This is a genomic window from Streptomyces sp. MA5143a, assembly GCF_900290235.1.
GTDB lineage: Bacteria > Actinomycetota > Actinomycetes > Streptomycetales > Streptomycetaceae > Streptomyces.
Map to the genome: position 1 here is coordinate 88,284 of NZ_OLMK01000006.1, position 20,359 is coordinate 108,642.

Genomic DNA, 20,359 nt, shown 5'->3' on the forward strand with positions numbered 1-20,359 from the left:
GATAAGCAATGCTGATGCTGCTCGGGTGCGTCTCGGGCGCGTCGCGGGATCATGGCGGCCATGGATCCGCATCTGCTCCGCACCTATGTCGCCGTGGCGCGCCTCGCCTCCTTCTCCGAGGCCGCGCGCGAGCTGGGCTACACGCAGTCCGCGGTGTCCCAGCACATCGCCGCGCTGGAACAGGACCTCGGCGCCGCCCTGCTGACCCGGCGTCCGGTGACGCCCACGGCCGCCGGGGAGCGGCTCCTCGAACACGCCGGGCCGCTGCTGCTGCGGCTCGACGCGGCCCGCGCCGACGTGGTCCGGATGGCGTCCGCGCCCGAGCACGGGCTGACCCTCGCCGTGACCCCGACCGCCCTCGGCCCCCGGACCGTCGCCGCGCTGCCCGCCGCCGGTGTGACCCTGCGGGCCCTCGGCCGCGCCGACATCCCGGCGGCGGTCGCCACCGGCGCCGCCGACCTCGGCCTCGTCGACGGGCTCGCCGCGCCCAGCGACCCGTTGCGGCTGCCCGACGTCGCGCCGCTGACCACGTACGGCGTCGCCGAGGAACCCGTCTGTGTCCTCCTCCCGGCCGCCCACCCCCTCGCCCGGCGCCCCGGACTGCGCCTCGCCGACCTCGTCGACGCCCGCTGGCTGGACGCGCCCGGCGCGGGCCTGCCCCTGGACCGCCTCCACACCGCGGGCGGGGTAGGGGGCGTCCGCACCGCCCTGCGCTACGAGGGCACCGACCTGCGGACGCTCACGACCCTCGCCGCCGCCGGGCACGGCCTGACGGTCCTGCCCCGCAGCTTCACGACGGACGTACCGGGCGCGGTCGCCGTCCCCCTCGTCGAGCCCCGCCTGGTGCACCGCACGGAACTGATCCACGGCGCGGCCCTGCGCGGCCCGGCGGCGACCCTGGCCCGCGAACTGACGGAGCGGCACGGGGAGTGAGGGCGGGGCACGCGCGCGGGGAGAGGGGTGACCCGCTGGCGGCGAGGCGGCGAGGGGTGGAGACGGCGGCGAGGGGTGGCGCCTCCGTGGGGCGCGGTGACCGGCGTGAGGCGCGGTGACCGGCGCGAGCGGCGCTGATGGGTGTGTGCGGCGCTGATGGATGTGCGCGGCGCTGATGGGGTGTCAGTCTCACTCTTTCGTGGCTCGTCGCGCCGTCGTGCGCCGGGTAGATGTCCGCCCGACCGAACCGCGGACCGGAGGCGCGCACCATGGAGCAGACCGCGTTGAGCCCCAAGGCCAGGCCCGGCGACGGGCCCGGCGGCGACGTACCCGACCAGGTTCCGGACCAGGTGCCCGACCAGGCGCCCGACGAGGACCGGCCGTCCGGCCCGGCCCGGCGACCGCATGCCGCGCCCCGCCGTGCGTGGCAGCGGGTGGTCACCCTGGTGTTCGCCCTGGTCACCTGTGTGGTCCTGGTCCTGTCGGGCGTCGGACTCGGCGCGCTGGGCCTCACGGCGACCGGTGTGGGCGCCCTCGCCGAGGCCCGGCGGAACCCGGCCGCCTCCCCGCGCCCCGTCAGCGGTGGGGTGCTGCCGACCACCCCCGTACCGGCGCTGGCCGCGGCCCCCGGCCAGGCCCCGGCCATCGGCGGTTCAACCATGGGCGGTTCGGCCCCCGCCCGCGCGACCCTCGGTGTCGAGGCCGTCGACGCCCCCGGGGGTACGGGCGCGCTCGTCGTCGGCGTGCATGTGCCCGGCCCCGGCTACGGCGCGGGCCTGGTCCGGGGTGATGTCGTCCTCGCCGTCGGGGGCACCCGCACCGGATCGGCGGCCGACCTCGCGCGGGCGATCGCCGCCGCGCGCCCCGGCAGCCCGGCGAGACTCCTGGTACGCCACGCGAACGGCACCCGCCGCTACCTGGTGGCCGTACCGGGGGTGGCCGTCTGAGCCGCGCCGAGCGCTCCCCGGTGGCCGGCACCGGGCGGCCGACCCTCGACGGCAGCCGCACCCACCGGCCCTCACCGACGGGAACCGGCCCTACGGCGCCACCCGGAAGTGGCTGGTCAGGCGGCCCTCGTCGTCCAGCACATGGAACGCCAGTCCGGGCGGCGCCTCCCGGTCGGCGACCGGGTCGCCCTCCCAGGGCAGCCGGAGCGTCCATGTCACCCCCGGCCCGACGACCAGCGGCCGCCCCGCGAACACGGTCGCGGCGGGCGTGTGGGCGTGCCCGGTGACGATCCCCGCGATCTCGGTCCGGCGCTCCAGCAGCCGGGCCAGCGCGGAGGGCCGGCCCAGTCGGTACGCGTCCGGCAGCGGGTGGTGCAGCGCCACCGGCGGGTGGTGGAAGGCCAGCAGCGCCGGCCGGTCCCCGTCGAGGTCGTCGAGGGTCTCCTCGATCCAGGCGTACGTCTGCGCGTCCAGCTCGCCCTCGTCCCGCCCCGGCACGCTGGAGTCGCACATCAGCACCGCCGCGTCGTCGAAGAGACGCACGCTGTTGACGGGCCCGTCGGCGGGCGGCTCGCCGAGCAGCGCCTTGCGGTAGGGCCCCCGGCTGTCGTGGTTGCCCGGGCAGGTGAGCACCGGGAACGGCGCGTCCCCGTCCCGTAGCCCCAGCAGGCGCGCCGCCTCCTCGTACTCGGCCTCGGTGCCGTGGTCCGCGATGTCCCCGGTCACCAGCAGCGCGTCCACCCGGCCGGGCAGGCCCCACAGCAGGTCCCGCACCCGCTCGGCCCGCCGGGTGGCCCGGTCCGTCCCGTCCAGATGCAGATCACTGATGTGCGCGAGTACGAGCATCGCCGTACGCCTCCCTTGGGCCCACTGACTTAATGGAACAGAGGAATCTAAGCATTAGTGCTAACGGATGGGCAATCGGCAACCATTAACGCCCCAGCGTCGTGCTGATCATCAAGGAGTCGCCGCGCGGCAGGCGCGCGGGGCGCGGTGGTCCTCGTCGTGTTCGGCGTGCAGACCCTGTGGCAGGCGCGCCGAGCGAAGGGCGACCCGGCGGCGTGCTGCCGCTCCTCGGCGCCCACCTCGCCCTGGAGAGCTCTCGGCGCGGCCCTGTCTACGGGCGCCCCGGAGCGCACGCGCGCCGACACCCTGCGGCAATGGGGTCGCGTGCGCTGCCGCGGGCGGGCAGGATGCTGCCCGTAGGGCGTGCCGCGCCCTGCCCCAGGGAACTCCGAGCACACGGAGGCATGGATGACCGGCACGTCTGGCCATGGATCCGCGCCACTGACCGCCGACGGCCCGTCCGGCCCCCTGACGCCCTTCACCGTCGACGACTACCGCGCCCGGATGCGGCGGGCCGCCCGCGCCGCCGCCGACGCGGGCCTCGACGGGCTGTTGGTGGCGCCGGGCCCCGACCTGGTGTGGCTGACGGGGTACCGGCCGCCGGAGACCGAGCGGCTCACCCTGCTGGTGCTGCGGGACGGCGAGAACCCGGTGCTGGTGGTGCCCGCCCTGGAGGCCCCGGACGCCGCGGAGGCCCCCGGCGGCCCCGCGCTGGACCTGCGCGACTGGACCGACGGCAAGGATCCCTACGACCCGGCCGTGCCCCTCCTCGGGCCGCGCGGCCGTTTCGGCGTCAGCGACAACACCTGGGCGCTGCACCTGCTCGGCCTGCAGGGGCGACTGCCCGGCACGGCGTACGTCGGGCTGTCCGAGGCCCTGCCGATGCTGCGCGCCGTCAAGGACGCGGCGGAGCTGGAGCGGATGGCGGCGGCGGGCGCGGCCGCCGACCGGGCGTACGAGGAGATCCTGCGGGTCCGGTTCGCCGGGCGCCGGGAGACCGAGGTCGCCGCCGATCTCGCCGACCTGCTGCGGCGGTTCGGGCACTCCCAGGTCGACTTCACGATCGTCGCCTCCGGGCCGAACGGCGCCAACCCGCACCACGAGGCCGGCGACCGCGTCATCACCGACGGCGACATGGTCGTCCTCGACTTCGGCGGACTCAAGGACGGCTACGGCTCCGACACCTCCCGCACCGTCCACGTCGGCGAACCCGACGCCGAGGAACGCGAGGTCCACGACGTCGTACGCGCCGCCCAGGAGGCCGGGTTCCGCGCGGTCCGGCCCGGCGCCGCCTGCCAGGACGTCGACCGGGCGGCCCGCGCCGTCATCGCCGACGCCGGGTACGGCGACCGCTTCATCCACCGCACCGGCCACGGCATCGGGGTCACCACCCACGAGCCGCCGTACATGGTCGAGGGCGAGGAACGCCCCCTCGTGCCCGGCATGTGCTTCTCCGTCGAACCCGGCGTCTATCTGCCGGGCCGCTTCGGGGTGCGGATCGAGGACATCGTGACCGTCACCGAGGACGGCGGGCGACGCCTCAACACCACCCCGCGCGACATGGCGACAGTGCACTGACCCCTCCGAGGAGCCCCAGAACCCCCTCCCCTCCGGACGACAACGGCGCGACCATGACCCAGGCACCGAAACCCACCGCGGACACCGTCCGCCGACTGGTCCGTTCCCTGATGAAGAACGGCGGGGGGAGGGCCGGCGGCGCGGGCGGCGACGGCCCCGACGTACGGCCCGTCACCGAGGAGAGCGGTCCGTGGACCTGGTGGGTCGGCACCCGCCATGTGCTGCGCCTCGCCCCCGACCGGCACGCCGTCGTACGGCAGCGGCGCGAGCTGCGGCTGCGCGACCTGGTCCGGCCGCACGTCGGCGTCGCCGTCCCGGTGAGCGTCGCGCACGGCGAATGGTCCGGCGGCCTCACCTACACGCTCGACACGCGCGTCCCCGGCACCGCCGCCGCCGTGCACGACGTGTCCGCCGTGGGCGAGGACGACCTGGCCGGGCTCCTCGCCGGACTGCGCGAGGTGCCGCAGCGGCAGGCGGAGGCGCTCGGGGTGCCCCGGCTGCCGGCGCGTTCACTGGAGGCCCTGCGGACGGCGGCGGGACGGGCCGCCAAGCAGCTCGCCGGAGCGGACGAGTTCGATCCGGCGCGGCTGGGGCAGCTCACCGCGCCCAACGCCGCGCAGCTCACCGCTCCCGCGGCCGTGCTCGTCCACCACGCGCTGACCGGCGAACACCTGCTGGTCGGCGCCGACGGACGGGTGCGGGGGGTACTGGACTGGAGCGACGCGGCGGTCGGTGACCCCGCCGAGGACATCGCGCGCCTCGCGACGGCGGTCGGCGCGCCCGCGGCGGTCCGCGCGGCGACCCTCGCCGGGTACGGGGCGCGGCCCTGTCTGCGGGGGCTCTGGCTGGCCCGCTGCGACACGGTCGTCGCTCTCGCGGCGGCCGCGCAGGGGCGGGGCGCGGCCGCGCCGCTCCCCGCGCTGCGGGAGCGGCTGCGGCGGGCGTGGGAGCCGATCCTGCTGGAGCGGGTGACCGATCTGCGGGGGGAGGACTGAGGGTCGTGCGGAGTGGCGGGGCCGCTCACCGCGGGGAGCGTCCGGGGGCGCGGGCCGAGGGTCGCGCAGGAGCTCGGGGCGGGCGTGGCACGGCGACCGCGGCTGGTCCGTGGTCGCTCGCGCAGCTCCCCGCGCCCCTGGAGAAACGGGCCTGCCGCCCGCCCTCCCCCCGAAAGGGTGCGGCCTGCGGCGAGGCGTCAGCAGGTGTCGCCGTCGAAGAGCACGGGGCGCAGCCCCGGTCGCTTTCCAGGGGCGCGGGGAACTGCGCGACCGGCCCCGACGGACCCGCAGCCGCCCGCCGCGCGCCGGCCCCCGCCGTGCAGGCCCGGCGTAGGGCGTCGACCCGTCGAGCAGCCCCCGCCCCCGGCCGTCCGCGGCAGCGTCACGGCACCGTCAGTACCACGCAGGACTCGGCCGGCAGGGTCAGGAGGCCGTCCGGGCCCGGGGGGTTCACCGGGTCCCACGCGGCCAGGATCCGGGCCTGCGCCGTGCCCAGGGGGATGGCCGCCGGCTCCTTGCCGAGGTTCAGGGCCACCCGGACGTCGCCGCGGCGGAAGCCGAACCAGCGGGCGTCCTCGTCGTACGCGACCTTGACGTCGGACAGGTCCGGGTCGGAGAGGTCGGGGTGGGAGCGGCGCAGGGCGATCAGGTCGCGGTACCAGGCCAGCATCCGCGCGTGGGGCTCGACCGACGGCTCGGACCAGTCCAGGCACGAGCGGTCACGCGTCGCCGGGTCCTGCGGGTCCGGCACGTCCTCCTCCGCCCAGCCGTGCTCCGCGAACTCCCGGCGCCGCCCCCGCCGTACCGCCTCGGCCAGCTCCGGATCGGTGTGGTCGGTGAAGAACTGCCAGGGCGTGCCCGCCGCCCACTCCTCGCCCATGAACAGCATCGGCGTGAACGGCCCCGTGAGCGTCAGCGCCGCCGCGCACGCCAGCAGACCGGGGGAGAGCGTCGCCGACAGCCGGTCGCCCTGGGCCCGGTTGCCGACCTGGTCGTGGGTCTGGGTGTAGCCGAGCAGCCGGTGCGCGGAGACCCGCGTACGGTCCAGGGGCCGGCCGTGGGACCGGCCACGGAACGACGAGTACGTGCCGTCGTGGAAGTACCCGCCGGTGAGGGTCTTCGCCAGTCCGGCGAGCCCCGCCCGCGCGAAGTCCGCGTAGTAGCCCTGCGATTCGCCGGTCAGGGTCGTGTGCAGCGTGTGGTGGAAGTCGTCGTTCCACTGCGCGTGCAGCCCGGTGCCGCCCTCCGCGCGCGGGGTGACGAGCCGAGGGTCGTTCAGATCGGACTCGGCGATCAGGAACAACGGCCGCCCCACCTCGGCGCCGAACGCGTCCACGGCCGTCGACAGCTCCTCCAGGAAGTGGCACGCGCGCGTGTCGCGCAACGCGTGCACCGCGTCCAGGCGCAGCCCGTCGAGCCGGTAGTCCCGCAGCCACGCCAGCGCGCTGCCGAGGAAGTAGGCCCGCACCTCGTCCGAGCCGGGCGCGTCCAGGTTGACCGCGGCACCCCAGGGCGTGTGGTGCCGCTCGGTGAAGTACGGGCCGAAGACGGGCAGGTAGTTGCCGGACGGGCCCAGGTGGTTGTGGACCACGTCGAGCACGACCCCGAGGCCCAGCCCGTGCGCCGCGTCCACGAACCGTTTGAGGGCCTCGGGACCGCCGTACGGCTCGTGCACGGCCCACAGCGAGACCCCCTCGTACCCCCAGCCGTGCGTCCCCGGGAACGGGCACAGCGGCATCAACTCGACGTGGGTGACGCCCAGTTCCGCGAGATGCCCGAGCCGCTCGGCGGCCGCGTCCAGCGTGCCCTCGGGCGTGTACGTGCCCACGTGCAGCTCGTACAGCACCGCACCCGGCAGTCCGCGCCCCTCCCACGGCACCCGCCACGCGTACCGCCCGTGGTCCACGACCGCGCTCGGTCCGTCCGGGCCGTCGGGCTGACGGCGCGAGCGCGGGTCGGGCCGGACCGGCCCGTCGTCGACGGCGAACCCGTAGCGCGTGCCGTCCGTCGCCTCCGCGTCGGCCGTCCACCAGCCCGGGCGCCCGGGATCGCGCTCCATCGCGTGCGTGGCGCCCTCACAGTGGAGCGTCATCCGGTCGGCTTGCGGTGCCCACACCTCGAACTGCACGGAACGGTTCTCCCTCGGCTGCCGGTCGTGATGGTCGGGGGACGGTCAGGAGTCGTCATGGAGCCTTCCCGTCCATCGTGCGACAAACGAGATCAAGGCGCCCTCGGATCGGCGTGTTTGCCCCGCGCGTCGCACTCTCGCTCGCCATGTCCGAGGATCGTCACCGTTTACCGGTTTTCTGGACACCCCGGCTTCACTGACCGACAATCACACGCGTGACGTCGTCTTTCGAGTTCAACACCTACCCCGCGCGGCTGTCGGACGCCGAGCGCGACCACGCGTTGAGGGTGCTCCGTGACGGCGTCGCCCTCGGCCGCCTCTCCCATGACACGTTCATCCGGCGCATGGAGCTGGCGCTCACCGCCCGCCGCTCCGACGAGCTGGCCGCGCTCACCGCCGACCTGCCCGTCGAGAGCCGCTGGTCCCGGCTGGTCCTCGGCACCGTCGGGGCGGTCTCCGGCTTCGGGGTGAAGCTCCGCCGGGCCTGGCAGGCCGAGCGGCTGCCCAAGCTCCAGCTGCCGCACCCCGCGAGCGGCCACGCCCTGCGCATCGGCCGCGACCCCGCCAACGGGCTGCGGCTCAGCCACGAGACGGTCTCCCGGGTGCACGCCGAGCTGACCCGGCAGGGCGGCATGTGGATCCTGCGCGACCTCGGCTCCACCAACGGCACCACCGTCAACGGACGTCGGGTCATCGGAGCGGCCGTCGTCCGTGACGGGGACCAGGTCGGTTTCGGCCGCATGACCTTCCGCCTCTCCTCCGAGTGACCCCGCCGGCCGAGCCACCGCAAAGCTCTGGCCTGGGATTTACGCAGCGAGTTTCCGAACATGCCTTGTGTTCCGGGGTGTTGACGTACGTTCTCGGCCATGACTGACTGTGCGTACACCATGCACAGCAGGTGAACCGACGGCGTCGCACTCTGGGGAGGTGTGCCCTGCCGCCACTCCTCCGCTACCCGACCGTGGACGAGCTGTCCGCCCGTGCCGCGACCCTCGTCACCCGACATCCGCACCGCGCCCGACTGCGCCGCGTGGGCACCTCACGGGCGGGCACACCGATGTGGCTGCTGTCCGTCGGCCGGGGCACCCGCCAGGCCCTCGTCGTCGCCGGCCCGCACCCCAACGAACCCGTCGGCGGCGCCACGGTCCTGCGGATAGCCGAACGCGCCCTGGCCGACCCCCGGTTCACCGAGGACGTCGACACCACCTGGAACCTGCTGCTCTGCCTCGACCCCGACGGCTCCCGACGCAACGAGGACTGGCTGTCCGGCCCCTACACCCTCGGCCACTACTTCCGGCACTTCTTCCGCCCCGGCTTCCTGGAGCAGCCCGAATGGCTGCCCGACGGAGCGGCCGCCGCCGCCCTGCCCGAGACCCGCGCCCTGCTCGCCCTCCAGGACGAGCTGCGCCCCTTCTTCCAGTGCTCCCTGCACGGCGTCGACGTCGGCGGCGGCTTCGTCGAACTCACCCGCGACCTGCCCGGCCTCGCCGAGTGCGTCGCCCGGATCGCCGGCCGCCTCGCCGTGCCCCGCGAGCTGAGCCCGTACGACACCCTGTACTGGCCGCGCCTCGGCCCCGCCGTGTACCGCATCCCGCCCCCGCGCCGCGGCGACCTGGCCGCCGCGATCACCGAGGCCGCCGTCGAGTCCACCTGGTACCACCCGCACCGCTACGGCACCCTCACCGCGGTCGTCGAAGCCCCCATGTGGGGTGTGGCCGCCGTGGAGGACGGCTCGCCCTCACCCGACGCCCACGCGGTCCTGCGCACCGTCAGCCGGGCGCTGCGCCGCGACACCCGGCTCCTGGAGGGCATCCTCGCCCGCGTCCGCCCCTCGGTGAGCCGCGGCCCGGACGCCGCCCGGCTCCTCGCCCCCGTCGACGACTACGTACTGGTCGGACCCGGCCTCGCCGACGCCTGGGACCCCGACGTCCACGACGGCACCGCCCGCCCCCTGCCCCCGCTCGACACCGCCCGGCTCACCACCCTCGCCATCTCCGGCCGCCGGGTCGCCCTGCGCACCGCCGGGCTGCTGCACCAGCTGGTGACCCGCGCCGGACACGACCCGGCGGGCGCGCTGCCCGAGCTGAACCGGCTCCTCGACGAGTGGTGTGCCGACTACCGCGACCGCTACGGGGCGCGCTGGATCCCGGTGGCCCGCCAGACGGAGTACCAGACCCGTGTCGTCCTCGCCGCGTTCGAGCTGGCCGCCCGCCGGGAGCGTGGCGCTCCCTCCCGCGGTGAACCGCACGCCGAGTCCCGTTCGGGTGAGCCGGAATGGAGTTCCGAGCCCGCCGTGCCGATGCACCGGGAATGACGCACACCACCCTCCACACCGTCCGCGGCGGCCTGCTCGCGGCCCTCGCCCTGCTCACCCTCGGCGCCGCCGCGCCCGCCGAGGCCCCCCTCCCGGGCAACTGGCTCTACGTCACCGTCACCCGTGGCGACGCCCGCTCCGGCGACACCCGCGGCGCGCTGCTGCTGTGCGACCCGCCGCAGGGCCACGCCCGCGCCGCCCAGGCCTGCGCGGAACTGAACAGGGCGGGCGGCGACGTCGGCCGCATCCCCCTGAAGAACGGCATGTGCGTACAGGTCTACGCCCCCGTCCGGGTCACCGCGCGCGGCGTGTGGGACGGCCGGCCCGTCGCCTACGGGCACACCTTCGCCAACCGCTGCGTGATGGCGGCCCGCACGGGCTCGGTGTTCGCCCTGCCGAGCTGACCGCACCGCGCAGGGTGCTCAGGGACCGTCGTCACCCCGGGCGTGGGAAGCCGCCGCCAGCACCGTCCGCATCTGGTGCTCCACCTGGTCGCGCACCGGCACCCACCGCGCCCGGAACCGGTCGGCGAACGAGTCGCTCCACTCGCCGACGAGCTGCTCCAGCAGCGGCGCCCCCGGATCCCCGGCGTCCACCAGCACCCGCCGCAGCATCGCCGCCGCCCGCAGCGGCAGCCGGCGCCCGAAGGCGTCCACGCTGCCCACATACGCCCGCGACACATCGGGCGGCGGCCCCGCCACCCAGTCGCGGGCCAGCCCCGGCACCAGCGCCAGCGCCCACCGGGCGGCCCGCAGAAGAGGCCCCTCGGGGCCCGGCAGCCGGGGCAGCGCCTCGTCGAGGATCCGCTCCACCTCGCCCGCCTCGTCGAGCAGCCGCCGGGACAGCTGCCGCAGCGCCGCCGTCGGGGCCGGGTGCGGGGCGGTGTCGTCCACCAGGTCGCTCGCCCACATCGGGACCTCGACGATCGCGGTGAGCCCGCCGTACCGGTGGGCGTGGTACCAGGTGCTGTGCCGCGCGTCGTCGGGCAGGCTCGGGAACGCCGCGTGTCCGGGGCCCGGCATCACGAACACCCCGGGGCCCGAGGCGGACCAGCCCGCCGCGTCGGAGGCGCTCGTCTCCACCGGTATGCCGAGCTCCGCCGCCGACTTGGCGAACGGCTCGGCCAGCCCCGGCACGTTCTTCGTCAACTGCACCCAGCTGCCGCCGAGATCCGTGCCGTGCAGGGTCACCTGGAGGTAGGGCCGCAGCTCGTCGAGCACCGTCAGTAGCGCCCGGGTCTCGGGCGGCAGCCGGTCCGGCGGCAGCACCGCGGGCGACCACTCCGGCTGCTCCGGCGCGGCCGGCCGGAAGAATCCCAGGTGGTAGTCGAGGAGGGTGCGCGGTGCCGGGGCCGTGTACAGGCTCGCCCCGTCCGGGTCCGCGCACAGCACGAAGTGCCAGGAGACCCCGGTCCGCAACTCCCGGTCCCGCGCCACGCGCTCGGCGAGCGCCAGCACCGTCGAACCGCCCGTCGGCTCGTTCGCGTGGGCGCCCGCGACGACCAGGACGGCACGTCTCGCATGACCGACGGACAGCAGCCGCAGCGGCCGCCCGGCCCGCGAGAGACCGATTCTTCTGAGGGCGCACAGGCTCGGCCGGCGAACCGTCAGCTCCTGCGCGCGCGACTCCAGCTCCGCCACCGTGGGATAACCGGGCTCCAACAGCAGACCCACCCCCGTCCAGTCCACCTGTGTCCACATCCCCGCGTCCGACCTGATCGAGCGCGAGGATGCATGCAGTGTCCGTCGGCGCACGGGGCGGCTCCCAGGGGCGCCCGGAGGCATTCACGGCGACCGGTGCGGATCTCGCCGCTACTCTGCGCCGACCAATCCGCGCCGACCACTCCGCGCCGACCACTCCGCGCCGACTAGTCCCCGTCGACCCGCTCCAGCAGCGCCACCGGCAGCCTCTCGAACAGGTCCGCCACCGGTACCTCCCCCACGAACTCCCGTTCCCCGCCGAGGATGTCGTACCACCGGCCGGCCGGAAGGGCCAGCCGGGTGTCCGCCCAGCCGCCGGCCCCGGCGAGCCGCAGCGACAGCCGGGTGACCGCCGTGACCACCGCGCCGGACCGCGCGAACGCCACGCAGTGCCCGGCCGCCGGCCCGGCCGCCGCGAGCGGCGTGTAGGTCGCCGCGTCACCGAACACCTCCGGTCGCCGTCGCCGCAGCCGCAGCGCGGCCACGGTGACCCGGTGCTTGTCCGAGTCCCCGCCCCGCGCCGCGAACGGCGCCCGGTTGTCCGGGTCCACCAGCGCCCGGTACTCGCCCTCCGTGCCCTGGTAGACGTCCGGTACCCCCGGCATGGTCAGCTGCACCAGGGCCGCACCGAGGGCGTTCGCGCGAATGTACGGCTCCAGTTCGGTGCGCAGGCGCCCGGTGACCTCCGTGTCCGCCCCCGGCCCCCGCGCCACGAACTCGGCGACCGCCCGTTCGTACGCCGGGTTCTGCTCGGTCCAGGAGGTGTGCAGCCCGGCCTCCCGCACATGCTTGAGCAGTGCCCCCTCCAGGCGCTCCGCGTCGGCGGGCCCGAGCCCGAACGCGGTCTGCCACGCGGCCCACGCCAGCTGTGCGTCCGGCGCCCCGGCCCCGTCCCGCGTCACCTCCGCCAGCGTGTCGGCCCACCGCCCGGGGCATTCGCCGAGCACCGCGACCGCCGCCCGGACATCGGCGCTGCGCTTGGTGTCGTGCGTCGACAGCACGGTGCCGGTGACCGGCCAGTCCCGCTGCACGCGCGCGCAGTAGGCGTGGAAGTCCTCCGGGGAGACGGCGGGGCTCCCCGGATTCCCGCCCACCTCGTTCGCGGACAGCAGCGGCACATGGCGGTAGAACGCCGTGTCCTCCACCGACTTGGCCCGCAACGCCGACGACGTCTGCGCGAACCGCGACCGGAACTCCACCTGCTCCGGCCCGTCCCCGAACCGCCCCAGCACCAGATCCCGTACCACGTCGACCGCCCGCGCCTCCTCGGGCACCACGAACGCCGCCCGCGCCTCGGCGGCGGCCTCCTCCGTGACGACCAGGGAGGCGTTCTCGCAGGCGTACGGCCGATAGACCTCCATCCGCACGAGCAGCTCGCACAGCGCGGTGCGCAGCGCCCACGGCGCGCGGTCGCGCAGCACCAGCTCCGGGGAGCGCTCGCACAGCCCGTGCGCCACCCGGGTGAGCCGGTCCACCTCCGCCGCCAGTTCGTGGGTGAGCACCTCGTACGCGGCGCGCCGCGCGGTCGCCGCCCAGTCGCCGCCCCGGTCGGGCTCGGCGGCCGTGAACCGCCGGTACCGGTCCAGCAGCTCGCCCGCGCCCCCCGGGTCGGTGAACAGCCCGTCGACGTGCCGCAGCGCGTCGTAGCCGGTGGTCCCGGCGACGGGCCAGGCCGCCGGCAGGGCCTCGCCGTCGCCGAGGATCTTCTCGACGACGGTCCACCGGCCGCCGGTGGCCTCGTGCAGCCGCCGCAGATAGGCGTCGGGGTCGGCGAGCCCGTCGGGGTGGTCGACCCGCAGCCCGTCGACGACACCGTCGTGCAGCAGCTCCAGGATCTTCGCGTGGGTCGCGTCGAACACCTCCGGCTCCTCCACACGCACCCCGATCAGCTCCGAGATGCTGAAGAACCGCCGGTAGTTCAGCTCCGTACGGGCCAGCCGCCACCACACCGGCCGGTACCACTGGGCGTCCAGCAGCCGCGGCAGCGGCAGCTTCTCGGTGCCCTCACGCAGGGGCAGGACGTGGTCGTAGTAGCGCAGCTCCTGCCCGTCGACGACGAACTGGTCGATCTCCTCGCCCAGCGGCCCCCCGAGCACCGGCAGCAGCACCTGCCCGCCCCGCGCCTCCCAGTCGATGTCGAACCACCGCGCGTACGGCGACCCCGGCCCCTCCCGCAGCACCTCCCACAGCGGCCGGTTGTGCCGGGGTGCCATCGCCATGTGGTTCGGCACGATGTCCACGACCAGCCCCAGCCCGTGCTCCCGGGCGACCCGCGCCAGCTCCCGGAGGCCCGCCTCACCCCCCAGCTCGCCGCGCACCCGCCCGTGATCGACGACGTCGTACCCGTGCGCCGACCCCGGTACCGCCTCCAGTACCGGGGACAGATGCAGATGCGACACGCCGAGCGAGGCGACGTACGGCACGGCGTCCGCCGCGGCGGCGAACGGGAACGCGGGCTGGAGCTGAAGCCGGTAAGTGGCCGAAGGCACGACAGACGTCATAGGGACCTACGTACCCGCCCCTGGCGGATCGGAGCACCCTGACACGCGAGGAGACATGGTTTTCCCGCGGCTACGCCGGCCGGCGCAGCACCGCGAGACTCCGGTCCACCAGCGTCACCCGCTCCCCGGCGCCCACCTTCGGCCCGTCCTCGGGAACCGCGTCGTCCCGCCCCGTGTCCACGACCACCTGCCACTGCCGCCCGTGGTTGACGGGCACCACGAACTCCAGCGGCTCGGCCGAGGCGTTCACCATCAGCAGGAACGAGTCGTCGGTGATCCGCTCCCCGCGCGCGCCCGGCTCGGAGATCGCGTTGCCGTTGAGGAACACGGTCAGCGCCCCCGCGCGGGCCGAGTCCCAGTCCCGCTGGGTCATCTCCCGGCCCTCCGGGGTGAACCAGGCGATGTCCGACAGCTCGTCGTGCGTGCCCTCCACGGCCCGCCCGTGGAAGAACCGCCGCCGCCGGAAGACGGGGTGGTCCTTCCGCAGCCAGACCATCGCGCGGGTGAAGGCCGGCAGATCGGCGAAGGCGTCGGCGCTCCCGTCGCCCCTCTCGCCCTCGCCGCCGCCACCGGCGCTGTCGCCTCCGCCGCCGCCGGCGGACGGCCAGGGCACCCAGGACAGCTCGTTGTCCTGGCAGTACGCGTTGTTGTTGCCCCGCTGCGTACGGCCGAACTCGTCGCCGTGGCTGAGCATCGGCACGCCCTGAGACAGCATCAGCGTGGCGATGAAGTTCCGCATCTGGCGGACCCGCAGCGCGAGCACCTCGGGATCGTCGGTCTCGCCCTCGGCGCCGCAGTTCCACGACCGGTTGTGGCTCTCGCCGTCCCGGTTGTCCTCGCCGTTCGCGTCGTTGTGCTTCTCGTTGTAGGAGACCAGGTCCCGCATCGTGAAGCCGTCGTGACAGGTCACGAAGTTGATGGAGGCCAGCGGGCGCCGCCCGTCGTCCTGGTACAGGTCGGACGAGCCGGTCAGCCGCGACGCGAACTCGGCGAGGGTGCGCGGCTCACCGCGCCACAGGTCTCGCACGGTGTCCCGGTACTTGCCGTTCCACTCGGTCCACAGCGGCGGGAAGTTCCCCACCTGGTAGCCGCCCTCGCCGACGTCCCAGGGCTCGGCGATCAGCTTCACCTGGGAGACCACCGGGTCCTGCTGGACCAGGTCGAAGAACGACGACAGCCGGTCCACCTCGTGGAACTGCCGGGCCAGCGTGGCGGCCAGGTCGAAGCGGAACCCGTCCACATGCATCTCGGTGACCCAGTACCGCAGCGAGTCCATGATCAGCTGGAGGACGTGCGGGGACCGCATCAGCAGCGAGTTCCCGGTCCCCGTCGTGTCCATGTAGTAGCGGGGGTCGTCCGTCAGCCGGTAGTACGACGGATTGTCGAGGCCCCGGAACGACAACGTCGGACCAAGGTGGTTGCCCTCGGCCGTGTGGTTGTAGACCACGTCGAGGATCACCTCGATCCCCGCCTCGTGCAGCGCGCGCACCGCCGACTTGAACTCCAGCACCTGCTGCCCCCGGTCGCCCCAGGAGGCGTACGCGTTGTGCGGGGCGAAGAAGCCGATCGTGTTGTAGCCCCAGTAGTTGTTGAGGCCCATGTCGACCAGCCGGTGGTCGTTCACGAACTGGTGGACGGGCATCATCTCCAGCGCCGTCACACCCAGCTCGGTCAGGTGCTCGATGACCGCCGGGTGGGCGAGCGCCGCGTACGTACCGCGCAGTTCCTCGGGGAGCCCCGGGTGCCGCATGGTCAGTCCCTTGACGTGCGCCTCGTAGATCACCGTGTGGTGGTACTCGGTGCGGGGCCGCCGGTCGTCGCCCCAGTCGAAGTAGGGGTTGACCACGACCGACGTCATCATGTGCGGGGCGGAGTCCAGGTCGTTGCGCCGCTCGGGCGCTCCGAAGTGGTAGCCGTACACCTCCTCGCCCCAGCCGATGGAGCCGCTGATCGCACGCGCGTACGGGTCGAGGAGCAGCTTCGCGGAGTTGCAGCGCAGCCCCCGCTCCGGTGCGTACGGGCCGTGCACACGGAACCCGTACCGTTGCCCGGGCATCACGCCCGGCAGATACGCGTGCCGCACGAACGCGTCCGTCTCGCGCAGTTCCACCGCCGTCTCGGAGCCGTCGTCGTGCAGCAGACACAGCTCGACTCGGTCCGCGGCCTCCGAGAAGACCGCGAAGTTGGTGCCGGCGCCGTCGTATGTGGCACCGAGCGGATACGCCTGTCCAGGCCAGACCTGCATGGATACGACTCTTCCCGTTGTCGCGCGCCGCCGGGGCGACTGTCGATGGGAGTCTCCCCCAAAGTGGGGAACCATCGACGGCATATGTCTTTCTTGCCGCGACGCCGTGCGTCACCCCTCCTCGGGGCGAGAATCTCCGTCGGCTCGCTCCCGGCCCGCCCACGAAACGGAACCGTCGTACGACATGCGGTGGTTGAGAAACGACCTGTCCATCCGGCTGCACCGCCCCCCGCTCCCGGAGTACCCTTCCTTGATCGTTGAGTAGGGGTGAGCTCGGGGGAGCGGAAGGCGGTGCGTGGGTGGGCTCGGGAGGGCTGGAGCTGCCTCCTGGTGACGCGGGCGACACGGGTCACGAGGGGAACTCCACAGATGTCCCGCCCGGCGCGGTGTCCCTGGCACGGCCGATGGAGACGGGATCCATCGGCCCGGAACTGGACTGGAACGCCGAGGCCTGGCTCGAGGTGCGTACCCGCGCCCAGCGGGCCGGCCGCGCCTACATCTGGCTGAACCTCGTCGAACAGCGGCTGCGCGCCGTCGTGGCCGCCGTGCTGCGCCCCATCTACGAACCGGTGCACGGCGACGACTGGGTCGTGGCCGCCGCGGGCCCCGCCGGACAGGAGTGGGTGCAGCGCGCCGTCGCGGTCCGCGAGGTCAGCCGCCGCAAGGGCTATCTGCTGGACCCGGCCGACGACAACGTCCTCAGCTTCCTCACGCTGCCCCAGCTGCGCGAGCTGATGGTCCAGCACTGGCCCTGCTTCGAGCCGTACGTCGACGAGCGGCGCGACGTGGAACTGGCCCTCGACGAGCTGGAGGTCACCCGCAACGTCGTCTCCCGCAACCGGGCCCTGTCCGAGGCCGTGCTCGCCCAGGCCGAGCGGGCCTCGGCGAAGCTGCTGGAGATACTCGGCGCGGGCAGTGACGTCCCCTCGGCGCGCCGGCTGCCCGTCGACGCGGTGGAGGACCTGATCGGCGACCGGTACGCCGACGTCGTCGCCGTCCACCCCGACCGGGTGCGGCTGCTGCGGCAGTTCCCCGCCGAGGACCTCTTCGGTGGCGCCCGCCGCCTCGACGCCATCGGCATAGGCCTCAATCTGCTGGTGCAGAACTTCTCCGGGCGGCGGCTGGTCCGGCTCGCCGAGTCCGGATGCCGGGTCAGGCTGCTGTTCCTCAACCCGGCCTCCAGCGCGGTCAAGCGCCGGGAGCGGGAACTCGGTATAAAGCGGGGCGAACTCAGCCGGGCCGTCGAGATGAACATCCTGCACATGCGCCGGGTCCGCTCCCGGCTGCGCGACCCCGGGGCCTTCGAGATCCAGGTCTTCGACGAGACGCCCCGCTTCACCGCCTACCTCGTGGACGGCGACGGTTCGGACGGCGTCGCCGTCGTCCAGACCTATCTGCGCCGTACCCGCGGCATGGAGGCGCCGGTGCTGGTGCTGCGCGGCGGCAACCGGGTGCTCAAGGCGGATGAGAACGGCGAAGTCGGGCTTTTCGATACGTATCGCGAGGAGTTCGAAGTGGCCTGGGCCGACTCGCGCCCGGTGTCCTGACCCGTGCCGCGCCCCCGGACGGGCCCTGTACCGGCCCTCGCGGCGGCACCGCAGCGGCCTGCGTCGGCTCCCGCGTCGGCTCCCGCGTCGGCTCCCGGAGCGGCTGCCGGGTGGCGGTAGGCGGAACGCGGTCCTCGGATTGTCAGTGGCGCATGCGATGGTGGTGACCACTGGGGGAAAGCACCACCAAGAAGGGGGGCCAGCATGGGTTGGCACCGGCAACTGCTGATCGGCTTCGACCTGGAGACCACCGGGACGGACCCGCGCGAGGCGCGCATCGTCACCGGGGCGGTGATCGAGGTCAAGGACGGGGAGCCGGTCGGCCACCGGGAGTGGCTCGCCGACCCGGGCATCGAGATCCCGGAGGAGGCGGTGGCGGTGCACGGCATCACCAACGCCCGTGCGACGGCCGAGGGCAGACCCGCCGACCAGGTCGCCGACGCCATCGCCGACGTCCTCGTCTCCTACTGGAAGACCGGCGTCCCGGTCGTGGCGTACAACGCGGCCTTCGACCTCACCCTGCTCTCCGCGGAGTTGCGCCGCCACGGGCTGCCGTCCCTGCGGGACCGCCTGGGCGGCCAGGACCCCGCCCCCGTCATCGACCCGTACACCATCGACCGCTCCGTGGACCGCTACCGCCGGGGCAAACGCAACCTCGAAGCGGTCTGTGCCGAGTACGGCGTCCCCCTCGACGCCGCGCACGACGCCTCCGCGGACGCCCTGGCCGCCGCCCGGCTCGCCCGGGCGATAGCCGGCCGCCACCCCAAGGTGGCCGCCCTCGGCCCCGCCGAGCTGCACCGCCGTCAGATCGAGTGGTATGCCGCATGGGCGGCCGACTTCCAGGACTTCCTCCGCCGCAAGGGCAACGCGGACGCGGTGGTGGACGCGACCTGGCCCCTGCGCGAGCCGGCGGACGAGACGGTCCGCTAGGAACGCTCCCTCCCGACGGACCGATCACGGACGCACCACGGATCGACACACGGACGCACCACCGATCGACGCACCGATCGACGCACCGATCGACCACGGACCGACCTGGAGAGCGAGCAGCCGGTGATCTCTCTGCGCCAGACACATGACAGCGACGTGCCCCACTTCTGGGCGCACCAGTCCGACCCGGACGCGCAGTACGCCGCCGCCTTCACCGGCAAGTACCACTACGACCGGGCCGAGTTCGACGCCCATTGGGCGCGGATCCGCGCCGACACCGGCATCGTGCAGCGAACGATCCTGGCCGACGGCGAGGTGGTCGGCCAGATCGCGGTCTTCGGCCCGCCGGACGAACGCGAGGTCACCTACTGGATCGACCGCGCCCACTGGGGCCGGGGCATGGCCACCGCCGCGCTGACCGCTTTGGTGGACCTCGTCCCGGAGCGGCCGCTGTACGCCCACGCGGCCGCCGACAACACCGGCTCGATCCGGGTCCTGGAGAAGTGCGGCTTCGCCGTCACCGGACACGACCGGGGCTTCGCCCTGGCGAGAGCGGCCGAGATCGACGAAGTGACCCTCACCCTGACCTGAGTCCCGCGGTCAGACCCGTGGTCAGACCCGTGGTCAGACCCGCGGTCAGACCCGCGGTCAGAAGGGATACCAGCGCACGGTCTCGTCCCCGTCGCGCAGGGAGGCGACCCGGCGTTCGAACTCCGCCAGCGCCTTGGGGTTGCTCGGCGCGTGCTGGGCCACCCAGGCACAGCTGGCCGTCTCCCGGGCACCGCGCAGCACGGAACAGCCCTCCCACGCGCGCACGTCCCAGCCGTAGGCGTCGGTGAAGGCGTCGTACTCCTCGGTCGGCAGCCCGTAGCGGTCGTGGGACAGCGCCATGACGACGAGGTCGTGCTCGCGCAGATCGCCGGAGAAGGTCTCCAGGTCGACCAGGAGCGGGCCGTCGGGCCCGACATGGACGTTGCGGGGCAGGGCGTCGCCGTGGATGGGCCCCGGCGGCAGATGGGGGACGAGGGCTGCCGCGGCCGCCGCGAAGCCGTCGCGGCGCTCCCGCAGATACGCGGCGTCGGCCGGGTCGACGGCGTCGCCCGCGAGACGCAGCCAGCGCTCGACCCCGCCCAGCAGTTCCCGGCGCGGAAGGTCGACCTCGGGGGAGGGCAGCGAGTGGACCAACCGCAGCAGTTCGGCCACATCACGGGCGCCCGCGGGCCGTACGGGGTCGGGCAGCCGGTGCCACACCGTCACCGGGTGCCCCTCCACGAGCAGCGCCTCGGCCTCGGCCGCCCGCACCGCCGGGACACCCGCCCCGGCGAGCCAGGCCGCGATCCGCAGCTCACGCCGGGCCCGGTCGAGGAGCTCGGCGTCGCGGCCCACCTTGACCACCAGGTCACCGGCGGCGAACACCGCGTTCTCGCCCAGCGCGAGCAGCCGCGCGTCCCGGGCCGCGCCGGGCAGTACGCCCGACGCCACCAGTACGTCCCGTGCCCGTGCCTCGTCCATCCGTCGCCTCCGTGTCCGGCCCCGCCCGTACGGCCGACGCTCCCCCGCGGGAGGTCGGGTTCACGCCATTGCCGGGTCAGTCTCGCATTCGCACAGGTCGGACCGTGTGCGCGGTGTCTTGACGGCCTGTCATGCCCTCAGCCCTGACGGACATGACCGTGGCGACCGCGACGCCGAAGCGTC

The 20,359-nt window shown here is 74.3% G+C and carries 16 protein-coding genes; 10 read left to right on the plus strand and 6 right to left on the minus strand.

The genetic code is table 11. The features are described from left to right. The first annotated feature begins 60 nt into the window (after positions 1 to 60). Together SMA5143A_RS01625 and SMA5143A_RS01630 are read left to right on the plus strand one after the other, a co-directional pair. On the plus strand, positions 61 to 933 hold the full coding sequence (locus SMA5143A_RS01625) for a LysR family transcriptional regulator (protein ID WP_107461010.1): 873 nt from the start codon (positions 61 to 63) through the stop codon (positions 931 to 933). Between the two features lie 269 nt (positions 934 to 1,202). Then, positions 1,203 to 1,880 (plus strand): PDZ domain-containing protein, encoded by a 678-nt coding sequence (locus SMA5143A_RS01630; protein WP_107461011.1) that lies wholly within the window; start codon positions 1,203 to 1,205, stop codon positions 1,878 to 1,880. Positions 1,881 to 1,970: 90 nt separating this feature from the next. Here SMA5143A_RS01630 and SMA5143A_RS01635 read toward each other — a convergent pair whose 3' ends face one another. Beyond that, a complete protein-coding gene (locus SMA5143A_RS01635) occupies positions 1,971 to 2,726 on the minus strand; it encodes a phosphodiesterase (protein WP_107461012.1) in 756 nt (251 codons plus the stop codon). Between the two features lie 408 nt (positions 2,727 to 3,134). On the opposite strand from SMA5143A_RS01635, the gene SMA5143A_RS01640 reads away from it, so the two are divergent. Both SMA5143A_RS01640 and SMA5143A_RS01645 read left to right on the plus strand, forming a co-directional pair. Beyond that, positions 3,135 to 4,304, plus strand: a complete 1,170-nt coding sequence (locus tag SMA5143A_RS01640; protein WP_375136443.1) for a M24 family metallopeptidase — start codon at positions 3,135 to 3,137, stop codon at positions 4,302 to 4,304. Between the two features lie 53 nt (positions 4,305 to 4,357). Further along, the gene (locus tag SMA5143A_RS01645; RefSeq protein WP_107461013.1) at positions 4,358 to 5,299 is read left to right on the plus strand and encodes an aminoglycoside phosphotransferase family protein; all 942 of its coding nucleotides are present in this window, start codon (positions 4,358 to 4,360) and stop codon (positions 5,297 to 5,299) included. 382 nt (positions 5,300 to 5,681) lie between these two features. Here the strand turns inward: SMA5143A_RS01645 and treZ are convergent, their stop codons facing one another. Next, positions 5,682 to 7,427, minus strand: a complete 1,746-nt coding sequence (treZ, locus tag SMA5143A_RS01650) for a malto-oligosyltrehalose trehalohydrolase (RefSeq protein WP_107461014.1) — start codon at positions 7,425 to 7,427, stop codon at positions 5,682 to 5,684. A gap of 215 nt (positions 7,428 to 7,642) precedes the next feature. On the opposite strand from treZ, the gene SMA5143A_RS01655 reads away from it, so the two are divergent. From SMA5143A_RS01655 to SMA5143A_RS01665, 3 genes are all read left to right on the plus strand, one after another. Continuing rightward, positions 7,643 to 8,194, plus strand: a complete 552-nt coding sequence (locus tag SMA5143A_RS01655) for a DUF1707 and FHA domain-containing protein (protein WP_107461015.1) — start codon at positions 7,643 to 7,645, stop codon at positions 8,192 to 8,194. Between the two features lie 152 nt (positions 8,195 to 8,346). Further along, the gene (locus SMA5143A_RS01660; RefSeq protein WP_107461032.1) at positions 8,347 to 9,741 is read left to right on the plus strand and encodes a M14 family zinc carboxypeptidase; all 1,395 of its coding nucleotides are present in this window, start codon (positions 8,347 to 8,349) and stop codon (positions 9,739 to 9,741) included. Beyond that, a complete protein-coding gene (locus SMA5143A_RS01665) occupies positions 9,738 to 10,145 on the plus strand; it encodes an SSI family serine proteinase inhibitor (protein WP_107461016.1) in 408 nt (135 codons plus the stop codon). Before SMA5143A_RS01660 ends, SMA5143A_RS01665 begins: the two co-directional genes overlap by 4 nt. Positions 10,146 to 10,163: 18 nt before the next feature. On the opposite strand, the gene SMA5143A_RS01670 is transcribed toward SMA5143A_RS01665, so the two are convergent. The 3 genes from SMA5143A_RS01670 to glgX form a co-directional block, all read right to left on the minus strand. Further along, the gene (locus SMA5143A_RS01670) at positions 10,164 to 11,441 is read right to left on the minus strand and encodes a M14 family zinc carboxypeptidase (RefSeq protein WP_107461017.1); all 1,278 of its coding nucleotides are present in this window, start codon (positions 11,439 to 11,441) and stop codon (positions 10,164 to 10,166) included. A gap of 167 nt (positions 11,442 to 11,608) precedes the next feature. Then, positions 11,609 to 13,942, minus strand: a complete 2,334-nt coding sequence (gene treY, locus SMA5143A_RS01675) for a malto-oligosyltrehalose synthase (RefSeq protein WP_107461018.1) — start codon at positions 13,940 to 13,942, stop codon at positions 11,609 to 11,611. Positions 13,943 to 14,012: 70 nt separating this feature from the next. Next, on the minus strand, positions 14,013 to 16,187 hold the full coding sequence (gene glgX, locus SMA5143A_RS01680; protein ID WP_107461019.1) for a glycogen debranching protein GlgX: 2,175 nt from the start codon (positions 16,185 to 16,187) through the stop codon (positions 14,013 to 14,015). 299 nt (positions 16,188 to 16,486) lie between these two features. On the opposite strand from glgX, the gene SMA5143A_RS01685 reads away from it, so the two are divergent. The 3 genes from SMA5143A_RS01685 (at position 16,487) to SMA5143A_RS01695 (ending at position 19,255) form a co-directional block, all read left to right on the plus strand. Continuing rightward, positions 16,487 to 17,734 (plus strand): SAV2148 family HEPN domain-containing protein, encoded by a 1,248-nt coding sequence (locus SMA5143A_RS01685; RefSeq protein WP_107461020.1) that lies wholly within the window; start codon positions 16,487 to 16,489, stop codon positions 17,732 to 17,734. Between the two features lie 204 nt (positions 17,735 to 17,938). Beyond that, positions 17,939 to 18,664, plus strand: coding sequence for a 3'-5' exonuclease (locus SMA5143A_RS01690; RefSeq protein WP_107461021.1), 726 nt, complete (start codon positions 17,939 to 17,941; stop codon positions 18,662 to 18,664). Between the two features lie 123 nt (positions 18,665 to 18,787). Then, positions 18,788 to 19,255, plus strand: a complete 468-nt coding sequence (locus SMA5143A_RS01695) for a GNAT family N-acetyltransferase (protein ID WP_107461022.1) — start codon at positions 18,788 to 18,790, stop codon at positions 19,253 to 19,255. Positions 19,256 to 19,312: 57 nt separating this feature from the next. Here the strand turns inward: SMA5143A_RS01695 and SMA5143A_RS01700 are convergent, their stop codons facing one another. Continuing rightward, on the minus strand, positions 19,313 to 20,176 hold the full coding sequence (locus tag SMA5143A_RS01700; protein ID WP_107461023.1) for a phosphotransferase enzyme family protein: 864 nt from the start codon (positions 20,174 to 20,176) through the stop codon (positions 19,313 to 19,315). Positions 20,177 to 20,359 lie beyond the last annotated feature (183 nt).